This is a genomic window from Celeribacter sp. (assembly GCF_048266405.1).
Classification (GTDB): Bacteria; Pseudomonadota; Alphaproteobacteria; order Rhodobacterales; family Rhodobacteraceae; genus Celeribacter.
Genome location: NZ_JBLWZO010000004.1, coordinates 1 through 15,533, shown reverse-complemented (window position 1 = coordinate 15,533; position 15,533 = coordinate 1). Strand labels below are relative to the sequence as shown.

The 15,533-nt window shown below is 55.3% G+C and carries 12 protein-coding genes; 9 read left to right on the top strand and 3 right to left on the bottom strand.

Annotated elements, in window-relative coordinates:
* Positions 1-3: 3 nt before the first annotated feature.
* On the top strand, positions 4-1,245 hold the full coding sequence (locus ACN0TS_RS09450; protein ID WP_417259107.1) for an AAA family ATPase: 1,242 nt from the start codon (positions 4-6) through the stop codon (positions 1,243-1,245).
* A gap of 71 nt (positions 1,246-1,316) precedes the next feature.
* The gene (locus tag ACN0TS_RS09445) at positions 1,317-1,631 is read left to right on the top strand and encodes a hypothetical protein (protein WP_417259106.1); all 315 of its coding nucleotides are present in this window, start codon (positions 1,317-1,319) and stop codon (positions 1,629-1,631) included.
* A 162-nt stretch (positions 1,632-1,793) separates the two neighbouring features.
* On the opposite strand, the gene ACN0TS_RS09440 is transcribed toward ACN0TS_RS09445, so the two are convergent.
* Both ACN0TS_RS09440 and ACN0TS_RS09435 read right to left on the bottom strand, forming a co-directional pair.
* The gene (locus ACN0TS_RS09440) at positions 1,794-3,764 is read right to left on the bottom strand and encodes a hypothetical protein (protein ID WP_417259105.1); all 1,971 of its coding nucleotides are present in this window, start codon (positions 3,762-3,764) and stop codon (positions 1,794-1,796) included.
* Entirely contained in the window at positions 3,761-4,501 is a 741-nt protein-coding gene (locus ACN0TS_RS09435) for a hypothetical protein (protein WP_417259104.1), read from the bottom strand. Before ACN0TS_RS09435 ends, ACN0TS_RS09440 begins: the two co-directional genes overlap by 4 nt.
* Before the next feature lie 1,065 nt (positions 4,502-5,566).
* Here ACN0TS_RS09435 and ACN0TS_RS09430 point away from each other — a divergent pair.
* Entirely contained in the window at positions 5,567-6,349 is a 783-nt protein-coding gene (locus tag ACN0TS_RS09430) for a 2-oxo-hepta-3-ene-1,7-dioic acid hydratase (protein ID WP_417259103.1), read from the top strand.
* Positions 6,350-6,365: 16 nt separating this feature from the next.
* Positions 6,366-7,817: an NAD-dependent succinate-semialdehyde dehydrogenase gene (locus ACN0TS_RS09425; protein WP_417259102.1), complete on the top strand. Its 1,452-nt coding sequence runs from the start codon at positions 6,366-6,368 to the stop codon at positions 7,815-7,817.
* A gap of 58 nt (positions 7,818-7,875) precedes the next feature.
* On the opposite strand, the gene ACN0TS_RS09420 is transcribed toward ACN0TS_RS09425, so the two are convergent.
* Positions 7,876-9,816, bottom strand: a complete 1,941-nt coding sequence (locus ACN0TS_RS09420; protein ID WP_417259101.1) for a glycoside hydrolase family 127 protein — start codon at positions 9,814-9,816, stop codon at positions 7,876-7,878.
* A 197-nt stretch (positions 9,817-10,013) separates the two neighbouring features.
* On the opposite strand from ACN0TS_RS09420, the gene ACN0TS_RS09415 reads away from it, so the two are divergent.
* From ACN0TS_RS09415 to ACN0TS_RS09395, 5 genes are all read left to right on the top strand, one after another.
* Entirely contained in the window at positions 10,014-11,294 is a 1,281-nt protein-coding gene (locus ACN0TS_RS09415; RefSeq protein ID WP_417259100.1) for an ABC transporter substrate-binding protein, read from the top strand.
* A 286-nt stretch (positions 11,295-11,580) separates the two neighbouring features.
* Complete coding sequence (locus tag ACN0TS_RS09410; RefSeq protein ID WP_417259099.1) at positions 11,581-12,456, top strand: carbohydrate ABC transporter permease; 876 nt, start codon at positions 11,581-11,583, stop codon at positions 12,454-12,456.
* A 5-nt stretch (positions 12,457-12,461) separates the two neighbouring features.
* Positions 12,462-13,355 (top strand): carbohydrate ABC transporter permease, encoded by an 894-nt coding sequence (locus tag ACN0TS_RS09405; RefSeq protein WP_417259098.1) that lies wholly within the window; start codon positions 12,462-12,464, stop codon positions 13,353-13,355.
* Positions 13,356-13,381: 26 nt separating this feature from the next.
* Complete coding sequence (locus ACN0TS_RS09400; protein ID WP_417259097.1) at positions 13,382-14,458, top strand: ABC transporter ATP-binding protein; 1,077 nt, start codon at positions 13,382-13,384, stop codon at positions 14,456-14,458.
* A complete protein-coding gene (locus ACN0TS_RS09395) occupies positions 14,455-15,399 on the top strand; it encodes a DMT family transporter (protein ID WP_417259096.1) in 945 nt (314 codons plus the stop codon). The genes ACN0TS_RS09400 and ACN0TS_RS09395 overlap by 4 nt, the downstream gene beginning before the upstream one ends.
* The last annotated feature ends 134 nt before the right edge of the window (positions 15,400-15,533 follow it).

Here is a 15,533-nt window from a genome sequence, read left to right as displayed (position 1 = left end):
GTCATGAAAAAAGTGACCTACAGAATCCGCGAGACGCGCGAGGAGGCGAAGGCCCGCATCTTGCAAAAATTTCTCCGCGCCTCACGCAAACGTTCATATACGCAAATCAAAACGGATGCTGCCGACCTCGGCATTCCGTTCGATGCGGTGTTTGACGTTGATATTGACGATGCAAGCCACGAGGTTCGCGTGTTTCAAAACCATGATGTCGATTTCGACAGCATCCGCATCCAGATCACGCAGCTTGCAACCTTGGCGTCTCCGGAGACAATGCGCACCCAGTCATACGACTTATCGTATCACCGCGCCTGCGCGATCATTGAAGATGCCATCAATCAATCGACTGCGCAGAAACAACGCATCCAAGTCAAGGCCTCGCGATACGCGCGGCGCTTCCCCACTGCACGTCAAATCTCCGCAAAGGCGGATACGGAGACGCTCAAACTCCTTAAATCCGCCTCGGGGCCGCTGCCCTACGGGGGACCGCGCACGGAGCACGAGATCGACGAGTTAATCGCCAAGCTCTATGCCGAAGCGCCCTGGCTACGGCGTCCTCTGAACGTGATCTGGGCGTCGCTGAAAGCACGGATGGCCGAAGACGGATTCTTTGGCCTGACACCCACGTTACTGGTCGGCGCGCATGGCACAGGGAAGTCGACAATTGCGCGGAACCTCGCGGAGAAGGCGGGGCTCCACCATGTCGAGATCGACGCCGGCGCAGGCACATCTGCGATGCGGATCGCAGGTATCGAGGCGGGTTGGTCGTCGAGCCAGATGGGTGAAGTTTTTCGTGCGGTGATCGACAGCCAATCTCCCAATCCCATGATCATCATCAATGAGATCGACAAAATCGGTGGAGGCCAACACTCAAGCAGCGGCTTCCGCAGTTCGATGTCTGATGCGCTGTTACCACTTCTCGAACGTTCCACGGCACGGCATTTCCGATGCCCTTCCACAGGCGTGACCGTCGATCTGGGCGACGTCAGCTTCGTCCTCACGGCAAACAACATCGGCGCGATTGACCCTGTTCTCCTGTCTCGCATGCGCGTCATCCAGATCCCGAGACTGACGATCGAGGACGTCATGTCATACGTAGAAACGCATCACGCGGACCTCGATCCAAGCGCCATTTCCGATCTGCGCATGGCCATCAGCCGCGGCTGGTCCAGCGCTGTCACCTTGCGCCACATCGATCGCATTGTCTCCGAGCTGAAAACCGCGAACGCACGGCCGCAGCTTCACTAATTCCATCATCGTTTAACAATCACGGCGGATGCCGTTTTGATTATTAACCGATCAACAAAATAGGACATCCGATGTTCGCATCACGCTACTCAGCCCTTCGCGCCCTCTCTATCGTTGTTGCAGCCTCACTGGCCTGGGTGATGCCGGCTCTTGCCTTTCTCGGCTACAATCAAACCTTCCATACAGATGCGGAACTGTATCTGCGCATTGGAATGGCGATCATCTGTGTCGTCTGGATGGTCGTCTGCATGCAAGATCTGGACGGGCCTCTCGCAGGGCTCGCCACATTTTTTTTCGTTCTGTGGAGCATCATCGCTGCTCTCTTTTTGCTTTTCGGAGCGTTCTTTGCTCTTATGACCATCTTCGGTATTCTGCGCGGATATTAAGGAGCACCCGCTTACGCTTTCCTGATGTTCTACGCCTGTGTCGGCGTAGCCTTCTCGAACATCTCGAACGCATAAGCTGGCGAGAAATTAATGAGCAAGGCCACTGTTGCCCCAAGTTGCGTGGCCTTGCTGAGAGTCAATCGCAATGTTTCCCGATTAGTCTCACCCCAGCCCCTCGATTTTCCACAGGTTCCGTCCTGCGCGCTTTTTCGAGGTGAGCCTGACGCCATTAAGATCGAGTCCCCTCAATTTCCCAAGGATAGCGGCGACACTGCGGTTCGTGAGCGTCGGATCAGAGTCCGAGATTTCGCGGATCAACTCGCCGAGTTCAACGCTCTCATTTATCGCCAAGCGCGCATCGTTCGCTTCAAAGTCCTCGCCCCCAATCACGTCAAAAAGCGCCGTGAGGAACGTCCGGTAGATCTCGTCATCGACTGCATTGCTCATCGCGTCCTTGAACAAGTCGAGCGGATCAAAGAGGCCGAGATCAGGCACCGCTTTCATCAAGCGCACAATCGGATCACGGACAAGTCGCGTCCAAGTTTCGAATGAGCCCAACGTACCGTTGAATGGCTTGTCGGGCCGTGCAGCCATGGCGATGCCCAAAGCAGCAGCGACGATCTCCGGACGAAAAAGTTTCGCTTCACCCTGTGGCGTAAAACCAAAATCCGCCGTGATGTGGTTCTCACAGGGCGGCCGCAGGTCGATGAGCAGATAACGGCGGCTCATACCTCTCGGGAAAGACATGTTTACGCCATTGGTGACGAGAAGCGCCGTGTTGCGGATACTGCCGCCTGTGCGACTCTCACCGAGGACACGGTCCGACCACACCGGCGTCGTGATAAACGACGTCAGAACTTCATTTCTGAATGTGCCATCCATGTTGTCATAGACCATGACCGGGTTTTGCTCGAGCAGATCTGCAAACAACAATTTACGCATTTCTGTCGAACTCGACCGCTCGACTGATTTCATTTTCGGTAGGTCGCCTGTTGCAATGACGCCAAGGGCTTGCGCGATGAATGATTTTCCCACGCCAATTTCGGGGCTCGTCACCGCGATCATCGGCGCCGTTTCCATCGCGGGACGCAGAACAGCCGTCAGAACAGCGGCAAGCATGGCCGTGCGCCCCTTGCGGTGGTCTGCAAAGCTGTAGCGGCGAAATGGTCCGAGGCAGGTCTCGACAAGCTCTTTAAGGCGTCCAGGATCGAACTCTGTTTCGATTTTCGAAAACCGCGCGACACCGTTCCGCACATAGATCCCTGTAGCTGCATCATACCCTGCCTTCTCGATCAATGTCCCGTCGGGGCGCAGCACCGGGTGATCCACGACCGCAGCAAGCTTGGGCAAGTTATCGACGAGCAGTTCATTCACCTGTTTGATGGTCCGTTGTGAAAGGGAACACCAATCTTTGACTATTGTGTCTTCATCACCACCTTTATTACCGTCGTCCTTTTTGATGTTTGGTACGTATGGAGCGACGAGCTTTGACAACTCGTAATCGAGGAGATTCACGGTCACTGGCCGCGCCACGCCGTTGCGAATGATGAACGGTGTCTGTCCAGACGCATAAAATGAACCTGCGTCAACAAGGGCATCCAGACAACTGTCTACTGTAGATGCTGGATCGAAGCGACGGATGGCGATCTCTTTTCGTGCCACCTTGCAATCCTCCACAGTCTCAAAAAGCTGATACCGTTTGCCTCCACTGGAGCAGCTGTCGAGATGCGGCTCATCACCTTTCAGGCGAAGTTTGCCGACGACCCGCGCTGCCGTAGAATCCGTCTCAATCGGATCGAATGCATCCCAACCGTCGAACACCGCCTTCTCCGCCAGAACTTCAGAGACAGAGTGTCTCCGCAGAGAGCCGGTCTTCGGGCATTTCAAGGACAGCACAAACGCGCCTGAAAGCACCCGATCATCAATGGCAAGCTCCAACGTCTTAAGCGCCACCGCCTCGGGCACCTCGGTCATGTCCTGAGCGCGCGTCGCAATCCACTCCTCCCGTTTTTCATCTGCGGCGGCCTGAACGGATTTAATTGCCTCCTCCCTCATTTTCTCTGCAAGTGCCATGGTTTCCTCGTCCACGGTGATCTTTTCAGCATCGAGAAATCTGTCTGACATATCCATCATACCAACTCCGGTGTTCCACGTTTCTGAATAATACCCTGGCCGGTGCTGGCACCTGCCGCGAAATCGAGGCGCGATGGCTGATAAACGCATTTATCAAAGAACGTTCTCTTCAATAACTGGCCGGCTTTGCTCACCATTATCGCCCCATGTCCTGCCGCCCACGCCCTGTCCCAGAGCGCGTCTGCAAGGTTGGGAATTTTCTGCGCATTGGACACCGGAACATAAAGCCGCTGTCCGCGCAGACCGCGAAGTTCGCGACCGTCATCTGTATAGATGTAGCTGCTCGACGAGGGATACCACAGCATTGGAACGTCGCTCAGTTCCGGTGCGATCTTACGCACAATCGCAATGGCGCTCTCTTTGCTGAGAGCAGGCCCGTCCTTCGGCGGATCGATATCAATCATAAAAATGCCAGGCCCGTTGGACCACTCGAAATGATCATTGGTCCGCGCGATATGCGCCTCGCGTTTTTCTTCGGACATACGCTCGAGATTGGATTTCGTCACAACCACACCAGCGGCGGGACCCTTGGGAATGCCGTAGACAAGAGCCTCATTTGTACGCAGCGCCCCGAGCATTTCCGAAAAGTCTGCGAGCGTCTCAAATGCGCGCACAGCATAGGTGCCGCGCACCATATGACCGCCCGCCTCGGTCATGAGTTCATCGCGCTTAAGCGTGATGCGTTTCGTCAATCGACGCGGCTCATCACTTGAAATTACCGTTACTTTAATCGCCATCTGCTCTTCCTTTATTTGTTCTCTACAACAAGGGAAGAAGGTCAGGCGGCGTCCCGCAAATGCTTTTTTTCACCAGATGAGGCGGAATCCTAGGATAAAAAATATCAGCTTTCTGAATTCACTACAGATTTTCGGATGGGGCGATTGAAACTTTTTTTGGCCACTCTAAAACCTGACCCGCCCAAGCCCAATTTTAGGAAAAAACATTTCCTAAAATGCAGGTGTAGTACTGTAGTGATTTACTGTTCTTGGGGAAATAAGAGTAAGGATGGCTGGAATGGTGTAGAAATGGGGCGGGCATCACTACATTACATCCCTGGAGCATGTCAGAGAAGCCAGGGCAAGCTTTGGCCAAATGCGCCCTCATGAGCATGCCTCTGGAGCGCAAGTTCTCTACTTTCCAACGCCTACAAGGCTACAGGGCACCTGGTTGGAGTTCGAGATGGCCAACGATAGGGAAGATGACATTACAGGTCGTCTTCGTGCATAACGACACGTAAGAGGTCGCGATTATCTTGATCTCTGCATGGATGCATTCGCCACGACCCTAGGTGGTTGCACTACCGCTTGTCAGGTTTCTGGAGATGTAACGGCAAAGGGAAAGCGTTTCCTCGTTCGGCGAGATCATCCTAAAATCGCAGCTGGTCAATGGGCACCCCATGTGTTCACATGCTTTAAAAATGGCGGTCAACTGTTCATCAGTACGGCGCGTCGCGCGTAATATGCGGCATCCGGTTATACGGTTTGGCGTAGTTCCGTCAGTCTCATCAGACGCGCGAGTTGGACCGAGGTTGACCGACGCCACTTCAACACATTTCGGTCTAGCAGCTGTCAATGGCGCACATCGAGTACACGCGCCCCAATGCGCTGACGTATCTTAAAGTCCCCCCCCATGGCGACAAGCATCTTGCCCCCTTCGCATACATCTGTGCGGTGGACAGTTTTTGTCGACACTCTGCCTGAATAGGGCGCTGAATTATGCGTTTCTACGTTATTCACGAAATATCTATTGATATTATGTTTATCGCCACTGTATATATTTGTCGACAAAATAGGAGAATACCGATGTTATCACATAAGCAACGATCTGACGCTGTCTCGACGCTGCTTGAGGCAGAGCGCACGCGGCAGCAGGCTGAACGTTTGTCGCAGGTCTATCCCCATATTGATATTGAAGATGCTTATGCGATCAGCCGCGACGTGGCTGCAGCGCGCGCAAAGTCGGGGGACAAATTGATCGGCCATAAGGTTGGATTGACCTCGAAAGCGATGCGCGCTGCGTCGAAAATTGATGAGCCTGATTATGGTCATGTGTTTGCGAGCATGCTGATTGAGGACGGTGCGACCGTCGCTCATGCAGACTTCTGCGTGCCGCGCGTCGAGCCAGAGTTGACGTTCATCTTGAAGGAACCACTACAGGGGCCAAGCATCGCGCTTGAGGATGTGCTGGCCGCGACCGAATGGGTCGTGCCGTCGATCGAGATCATCGATGCGCGTGTCACCGAGCCTCGTCGCATATTCGACACTGTGGCTGATAATGGCGCGGCGGCAGGTCTTGTGCTTGGTGCGAAACGGTTCCGTCCTGACGAGATTGACTGGCGTTGGGCGGGGGCTCTTTTTCGTCGCAACGGCGAGATCGAAGAGACCGGCATTGCTGCCGGTGTGATGGACCACCCAGCAAATGCAGTAGCGTGGCTCGGCAATAAGCTTGCCGAATATGACGGCAAGCTCGACGCGGGGCATATGGTGCTGTCAGGCTCGTTTACTCGCCCCGTTTGGGCGGACGCAGGCGACACGCTGGAGGCGGACTTCGGTCCGCTCGGCCTTGTCACCGTATCATTTTCATAAAGTTCAGGAGCATATGATGCCTACTTTAGAACCGAAGTATCTTATTGGCGACACATGGGGTACAGCCTCTGATCTGCCGCCGATGGCGGTGATTAATCCCGCGACGGGTGAGCCGCTTTATGACGTGCCATGCTGTAGTCCCGATCATGTGGCGCAGGCGTTGAAATACGCCGAGGCTGGATTTGCCGAATGGTCTGCCATTCCTGGGTGGCAGCGCGCGAAGTATCTGCGTCGTATCGCCGAAGAAATTGTCGAGCGTCGCGAAGAATTCGGGCGTGCCATTGCTACGGAAATGGGGCGCGTGCATACCGCCTGTGCGGGGGAAGCCGATTCTGCGGCAGAGCAATTCGTTTGGATGGCGGGCGAGGCCGAGCGTTTGTTCGGTCAAACCCTCACCTCGCGCTTCGGCGGGGAGCTGAGCATTGTGCCCGAACCTGTAGGGATTGTAGCGGCGTTTAGCCCGTGGAACTTCCCGCTTGGTCTTCCTGCGCGCAAACTTGCCCCCGCACTGGCGGCGGGCTGTGTGGTGATCTTGCGCCCTTCGGAGCAGACGCCACTGGTCGGAACGATCCTTGGTGAATGTTGTCAGGCGGCGGGGTTGCCCACAGGTGTGGTACAGGTACTGCAAGGCCACCCGGATGGCGTCTCGCCTGCTTTGATGGAGGCCGATGCCGTTCGCAAAATCTCCTTCACAGGCTCCACCCGCGTCGGTCGGTTGTTAATGGAACAGGCCGCTCCAACGGTGAAACGGATGTCTCTGGAGCTGGGGGGGCACGCGCCGCTAATCATTTGCCCTGATGCGGATGTGCCCGCAGCGGCCAAACTCGCCGCCAAGTTCAAGTTCATGAATACAGGCCAAATTTGTGGCTCTCCGAGCAGGTTCTTCCTGCATCACGATATTGCGGACGAGTTCACCGATGTCTTTATGACCGAGGCCAAAAACATTCGTATGGGCGACCCGATGTCACCAGAGACAACAATGGGACCAATGGCCAGCCCTGCGCAGATGGATAAGTTGGAGCGGCTCGTGGCGGATGCCGTGGATAAGGGTGCGACCTTGCGATTGGGCGGCACGCGTGCGCCGGATCAGAACAAAGGGTTCTTCTTCTCGCCCACGGTTCTCGAACACGTTCCTGATGATGCGGAAATCATGTCGGAAGAGCCGTTTGGCCCTGTGGCATCGCTCACCACATATACCGATTTGGGGGATGCTATCGCGCGGGCCAACAGCACGCAGTATGGTCTGGGTTCTTATGCCTTCACCCGCTCCGAAACGGTTGCGCGACGTCTGTCGAAGGAGCTTCAATCCGGCATGGTTGGGATCAACAACTTTTTGCTGTCACATTATGAGGCACCCTTTAGCGGTGTGAAGCACTCGGGTGTGGGGATCGAAGGCGGGCAGATGGCGATTAAGGAGTATCTGACCTTCAAGACAACCCATATCGACCTTGAGGTGGCAAGCGTTTGACCCTCCCCAAGCGCTAAGCTCAGGGGGCGCCGCAGTGATGCGGTGCCCCCTTTTGGTGTCAGCCTTTGAGCGGGAGCCAAACCGCCATCGTGTTATCCTCGCGATTGTTCCACGCAAAGTAGGGGATCAGTGTGACAGGCAGGCTGCCCTGATCTTGTGCGGCTAGAGGTGCATAGAGCTCTTGAGATGACCAACTTGGACGTCTGGGCATTGTGGTCCGCAGGAGCGTCATTCCGGCGAATAGACCCTCCCCCTTAAACGTGGAGAACTGCGCGTCTACGGGAAGGACGATCTCGTTAATGGTCACGCCCTCTGGCAGGTCTGCCCCCTCAAGACAATAGACAACAGGCCCCGCCATGACCGCGGCCTGATTGCGGGTTTCCTCGACCTCTGGTCGCGCGACAAGAATGCGCGGGCGGATATCCAGCGTCAGCGCAATCGTATCGCCCTTTCGCCAGTTTCGCGTCACGGCAAGGTAGCGGGGGCCGCAGCCTGACGTGTCGACGGTTTCGCCATTGACGCGCACAGTTGTCTCTTCACTCCAAGCGGGGATGCGCAGATGCATGGTGAATTCGCTGCTCGGTGCATCCTCGATCACCAATTGCACGTCGCCCGACCATGGTACCTCGGATGTCTGATGCAAGGCGACCCGCCCGTCTGCGAGATCGGTATGAAAGGTGTTCGACCCGTACAGGTTCACCCACACTGCATCATCCGCCGTAGAGTATGCCCAGCGATGCAACCCCGCAATAGTGCGTGTCACCTGCGGCGGACAGCAGTAGCACGTCCAGCGATCCCAGCGGCGCGGTGAATCATTGTTGCCAATAAAGTGCCCGTCGCCATTGAAACGCAACGGATTGGAGTAATTGAAGTGCGAGCCCGACAGCGAGACGCCGGACAGACCCGTGTTGTACATAACTTGTTCAATTACATCAGCGTAGCGCGCATCGCCCGTGAGTTGTAGCATCCGCCAGCTCCACATCGCGTTGGCGATATTGGCGCAGGTCTCGTTGTAGGCACTGTCGGAGGGGAGCTGATAGGGTCGACCGTAGCTTTCTGCAATCTGTTCATATCGCGGGTGGCTGCGCTCGGATGTCCCTTTGTGAAGCGCGCCGATGCCGCCTGTGATGTACATTTTCCGGTAGGTTGAATCCTCCCATATGCGCGTGATCGCTTCCATCAGCGCAGGCTCATCAGCCTCCATCAAGATGTCAGCTGCGCCGGCCCAAAGGTAGGGGCCAGTGACCGCGTGGCCAACCGCCTCGGTTTCTTCCAACACAGGCACGCGTGCTTGGCTTTGATCGCCGTTATTGCCGGGCATATCGGGATTGGCTCCGCGATTTTCGACGAATATACGGGCAAGCGCGAGATACCGGCCGTCTGAGGTCTCGCGATACAGTTCTACAAGTCCCATGATTTGCGACGGGTTAAAGCCGAAGCGCGCGAGGTCGGGGTCGCGTGTGATGAACGTCTCATAGAGATTGTTGGCGGCGCGTATAGCGATATCGAGAAACGTGCGCGTGCCTGTCACCTGATGATGCAAACAGGCCGTCGTGAAGAGATGGCCGAGGTTATACATCTCGTGATGCTCGATATCACTCCACCTCGCCAAGTCGGTCAGGGTGATCTGGGTGTTGAGATAGCCATCATCCTCTTGCGCGGCGGCGATCACTCCGATGTAGTCTTCCATACGCTGGGAGAGATCTGCATCAGGCGAAACGTCGGTCAACAACAGTATCGTCTCTAACGTCTTGTAGCAGTCCCCGTCACTCCAATAACGTCCGTGAAAGCGGCCGCCCCCCTCGGCCACGGTGCGAAAATTACCGAAATAGGCGGCATTAGTGGGGTCTTCCATAGCGTCAAGGGTGCTATGGATTGACGATGTGCGAACAAGATTTTGTTTCTCGGCCCAGAATCCCTTCGTCCAGCGAACAGACTTATCACTTGGGCGTCGTAGACGAGCGTGGATGCTTGTCGGTGTTGGTGTTCTTTTTGTCATCTATTTGAATTCTCTTTGTTTTACGCATTTTTTTCGTGGCGTAGGTGGGTGGCGCAGGGCCTCGTTAGGGCGATGGTCATGCTAAAAAAAATGGATTTTGATCCTGCTTGACGATGCGTCCGTAATCATAATATGTTTGATTTTGTCGACAAAAGGCAATATCAACGACAAAATAGAATCGTATGGAGGAGGAAAAAATGACAAATCTTAAACAGAGTGTGGCGAGTATGTGTCTCGGGCTCCCGTTGGCCTTCGGGGCTCTGACCTTGAGTACTGCGCCGGTCGCAGCGGAAGGGGTTGTAAACCTGTTCCACCGCTCGGCAGCGGAGCCTATGCGCAAGCCTCGCATGGCGATGTGGAACTACTGCGCCGATAAGCTTGATATCGAAATTATCGAGAACTATTCGCCGCCAAAGCAATATGAAGTACAGCTTCCTGTACAGCTGTCGAGCTCGACGCCCCCTGACATCTACGCATATTGGGCTGGCGGTCGTTCACAATTTCAGGCCTCGACGGGTAAGATCCGCGCGATGAATGATGTGTGGGACAACATCAAAGACAACTTCCCTGAGGGTGTGCAAGCGACGAGCACAGAACCTGATGGCAATATTTACACAATCCCCACCAATTTTCAGCCCAATGTTGTTTGGTATAACAAACGTGTTTTTGCCGAACACAATCTGAGCATCCCGCAAACCTATGACGAGCTTCTCGATGTTGCTGCCACGCTAAAAGAGGCGGGTGTCACGCCGTTTCTCCTTGGTTCCAAATCCGGTTGGGAGCCGCTTTTGTGGTTTGACTATTTCGTGCTCCGTGTCGCAGGGTCTGACTTCCGCACTGGGTTGATGGCCGGCACAGAAAGCTACCTTGATCCACGTGTCATCGAGGCGATGGAGCTCTGGCAGGACTTGTTGGAAAAAGAATACTTCAATGATCGCACTGCGAGCCTCGGTTGGCAGGAAATGGCAACCCGTTTCATTTCGGGCGAAGGCGCGATGGAAATCATGGGCACATGGACCGTGGGCAACTTCATCAGCGGTGGCATGGAGCCAGGTACAGATTTCGACGTGTTCGAATTCCCTCAGATCAAAGAGGGTATCGAAATGGCCGTAGAGGGCGTCGTTGAAGGTTGGGCCGCTAGTGGCGCAGGTGAAAACACCGAAAATGCTGTGGCAATGCTCCAGTGTATCACGGAGCGTGAGCCGCAAGAGTTGTTCTCGCGCCAGGCACAGCGGATGGCCGCGAACAAAAATGTCCCGGTTGAAATCTACGAACCCGCCTCATTCCAGCCGACCATTGAGAAATTCCATGACATGTTGGAATCTCCGTTCCACCAAAACCTCGAGATGGCCACGCATCCAGGTGTGACCGAGGTGGCTAAACGCGAATTGCCACGGTTCCTCGCTTACCCTGACCAGTACATGACTGTTCTGGAGCAGCTTGAGAACCGTCGTAAAGATGTCTTTGGTGACAACTAAATGAAGTGCCCCTGCGTGAGTTAAGTCGCGCGCAGGGGTAGTCGTACCTGTATCCCCAAATGGTGTTGTCGGAGCTTCGGGCTCTGGACCTGTCGTGCGCTACGATAGGACTTGTTGGGGGGAATTCAGGTGCGCGGTCGTAGAAAAGAATGCGCCGGTTCTAAAACTATGAGCCTGTCTCATTCACACACCACGGAGACGTTTTGGACATGCTTGATGCACCGTTCCACCAGAACTTCGAGTTTCACGCGCCCCTGTTCGGGCATCATACATGGAGGACGCTAAAATGAATGCTCGGCTCACGCCTTGGCTTTTCTTAATGCCCGCAATCGTGATCTACGGCATCTTTGGTGCCTATCCGATTTTCCAAACTTTTGCGATTAGTCTGACTGATCAAGTCGGGGTGGCCGCGCCTGGAAAGTTTGTGGGGCTCCAGAACTACGCGGCGCTTTTACATGACGATTACTTTCTAAATTCGTTGAAACACACGGGGATCTGGGTCATCGCATTCTTGTTGGTGCCTAATACGCTTGCCATTTCCATTGCGCTGTTGGTGAAACAGACTTTCTGGGGGGCGAGCCTCATTAAAACGGTCTTTTTCCTGCCGTTGGCGCTGTCTTTTGCGATCGTCGGCGTGATCTGGGGCTGGATTTATGAACCGGATGTTGGCCTTCTGGATCAACTCCTGATTGGCCTGGGTCTTGATGGCTTGATTGTGGAATGGCTCGGCCCCGACGCGGCCAATTATTCGGTGATCGCTGCTGCGGCTTGGCGTCAGACCGCCTTTGCTACAGTTATTTTCCTCGCGGGTCTTTCCGCGATACCGCAAGAGTTGATCGAGGCCGCAAAAGTTGACGGCGGCACGCGTAGACAGATCTTCTTCCGCATCACTTTGCCTCTGCTGAAGCCCGCGAGCACCATCGCCGTTTCCTCCGCGCTTATCCAAGCGCTGTTGGCGACCGAGATTGTGTTGACCATGACCGAAGGCGGCCCGTTCGGCTCCTCCGAAGTGGTGGGCTACCGGATGTATATGGAGACCTTCTGGAATTACAAATTCGGCTATGGCGCCTCAATCGGTGTGATTGTCACTCTGATGACCGCGGCATTCGTGGTGCCCTATGTGCGCCGCATGGCCAAAGCCCAAGAACGTGACTGGAGCTAAAGACCATGACCGATACAACAACACAAATGACGAACTCCCGTGCCGATGTGGTGAACCGTGGTTCCCTGCGTGAACGCATCGAAGAGCCCTTTATGCGCGGCGGGCAGATCGCCTTGCTGATCCTCTTGGCTTTGGTGTTCTTTCTGCCTGTAGCAGGGACGCTTCTCACGGCGATCCGCACCATCCCTGACATCACGCAGAACGGCTCATGGGCATTGCCGTCGTCCTACGAATGGAGCAACCTGAGCTTCGCCTTTATGAAGATGCTACCCTATCTCAAGGCGTCAGCGATCATCACTTTGCCGTCGGTGGCAGGAACGCTTCTCGTGTCGATGATGGCGGGGTATGCCCTGAGCCGGATGCGGTTCGAGGGGCGGATCTGGATGTTCCTGGTGATCGTTTCACTGAGCTTTGTTCCTGTTCACACCCAACTTATCCCCGTGTTCAAGTTGATGTCCGATCTTGGCCTACACGATACATTTTGGGCCCAGATTATTGTTCACATCATGCGCCAAATTCCTTTTGCTGTGCTGATCATGACCAACTTCTTTAACACGGTTCCGGGGGAGCTGCGGGAAGCGGGGCGGATCGACGGGGCCAGTGAATGGACAATCTTCCAACGTATTTATGTGCCTGTGGCACGACCTGCGCTTTCTGCGCTGATCGTTCTTGAGTTCACATGGATTTGGAACGACCTCCTTTGGGGCCTCGTGTTGACGCAAGGCGCAGGTAAGAAACCCGTCACTGTCGGCATTCTGGCCTTTCAGGGCGAATATGAAATTGCATGGAATATGGTTGCTTCGGGCGCGGTGATTGCCGCCATCCCGACGCTGATCGTCTTCCTCGCTTTCCAGAAACACTTCATCCGCGGGATGACAATGGGATCGGTAAAGGGCTGAGGCTCGCCCCGAAAAGGAGAAAACACATGGCACATGTTACCATTAATCAAGTCATCAAAAACTACGGCGCGGTGCAGGCGATCAAGGGCATTGACGTGAATATCGAGGATGGCGAGTTCGTCGCCCTCGTTGGCCCCTCAGGCTGCGGTAAAACCACGCTTCTTCGTATGATTGCGGGCCTCGAAGACATCAGCGGCGGCACGATCGAGATCGGCGGCAAGGTGGTGAACGGCTTGCAACCCAAGGCGCGCGACATCGCCATGGTGTTCCAGAACTACGCGCTTTATCCGCACATGAAAGTGGCCGATAACATGTCGTTTTCAATGCAGCTTGCAGGCGCGCCTAAGGATGAAATCAAGTCCAAAGTTCAGGATGCCGCGCGCATTCTGAACCTGGAACCCTACCTTGATCGTTACCCGCGCGAATTGTCGGGCGGCCAACGGCAAAGGGTCGCCATGGGTCGCGCTATCGTGCGTAATCCCAAGGTGTTTCTGTTTGACGAGCCGCTGTCCAATCTGGATGCCAAGCTGCGGGTGTCCATGCGGGCTGAAATCAAATCGCTGCATCAGCGTTTGGGCACTACCGCCGTTTACGTGACCCATGACCAGATCGAAGCCATGACCATGGCCGACAAGATCGTCGTGATGAGCGCTGGGCGGATCGAACAGATCGGCACGCCTCTCGAACTGTACGACGAACCCGCAAACCTCTTTGTGGCGGCATTTATCGGCTCCCCGTCGATGAACTTGTTGAATGCAGAGATCTGCGATGGTGGTGTGCGTTTTGCCGATGGTACAGTTCTGTTGCTATCGGGCACTGAGGCATTCAACACTGATCGCCGTGTGATTGCTGGCATCCGCCCTGACACCTTCGAGTTAGCCGAGCAGGGTCTGACGGTGCAGGTCGAAGTTACTGAGCCTACGGGCGCGGAGACGCAGGTGGTGGGACAGATCGGCGATACGCCTGTGACTTGCCTGATGCGCGAGAGGATCAGCGGGAGGTATGGCGATGTGTTGCATGTTTTGCCGCAGGGCCCAGTGCATTTATTTGACCCAGATACCGGTTTGCGGATTGGTACAGCACGCGCGGCGCTCAAAAATTGACCTGCGTATCTGAAACACCCGCGGGGGCGTCATCGGCCGCCCCCGCATCGCGCACGATGCTGATCGGCATCGGTCTGATCGTCCTTGCTGGTGGTTTGATGGCGGTTCAAGACGCGACGGTCAAAGAGATGACTGCGCGGTTGTCACCCTTCCAAATCTCATTTCTACGGTATGGCTGGCATGCTCTTTTCGTAGCCCTGTACCTGACGGCCACGGGGCATCGCTCGATCTATGTCTCGGCGCAATTTCCTCTACAGGTGGCGCGCGCGCTTACGCTGGTCGGCGGCTCGTTGGCTGTTCATGTGGCCATTTCGGTGATCCCGCTTTCGCAGGCGACTGTGATTTTGTTCCTTAGTCCCCTGATCGTGACGCTTTTGTCGGTGCTGTTCTTGAAAGAACGGATCGGGTGGAGGCGTACGACGGCACTGTGCCTTGGGTTTATGGGAGTGGTTGTGGTGATTGGCCCGCAACTTGATGGCGGAGCAGGGGTGTCATTGATCTGGCTGTTGCCACTTGTCGCTGCATTTGGGTCGGCGTGCTATGTGCTCCTGACGCGGCGGCTTGCGGGGCCATCTGAATTTGTGCCGGCAATGGCATTGATGCCGTTGCTGTGTTCGCTGGCATTGGTGCCCATGCAGCCTTTCGTATGGCAGCCCATCTCAACCAGCGATTTTATCGTGATTATGGGGCTGGGCGTCACGGGGACGCTGGCCCATGTCTGCATCCAGTTTGGAATGCGAGTGGCCTCGGCCTCGGTTTTGGCACCGTTCCTTTATAGCCAAGTAGTTTTTGCCGCCGTGTTGGGGTTGATTTTCTTTGATGAAGTGGTCGGCCTCGGCTTTGTCCTTGGCACACTTCTCATTGTCGGCGCGGGGCTTGTGATCTGGTGGATCGAACGCCCACGTCCCACTCCTGAAACCTGTCGGAAGGATATCGCATGATCGCTAAAAATATCGTTCTCTTCATCACGGACCAGTGGCGTTGGGATACCCTGAACACGCCGGGGCATCCGTGCAAGCTGCCTTATCTTCAGGCCTTTCGCGAAGAGTCCACCAACCACGTCAATGCCTTCACT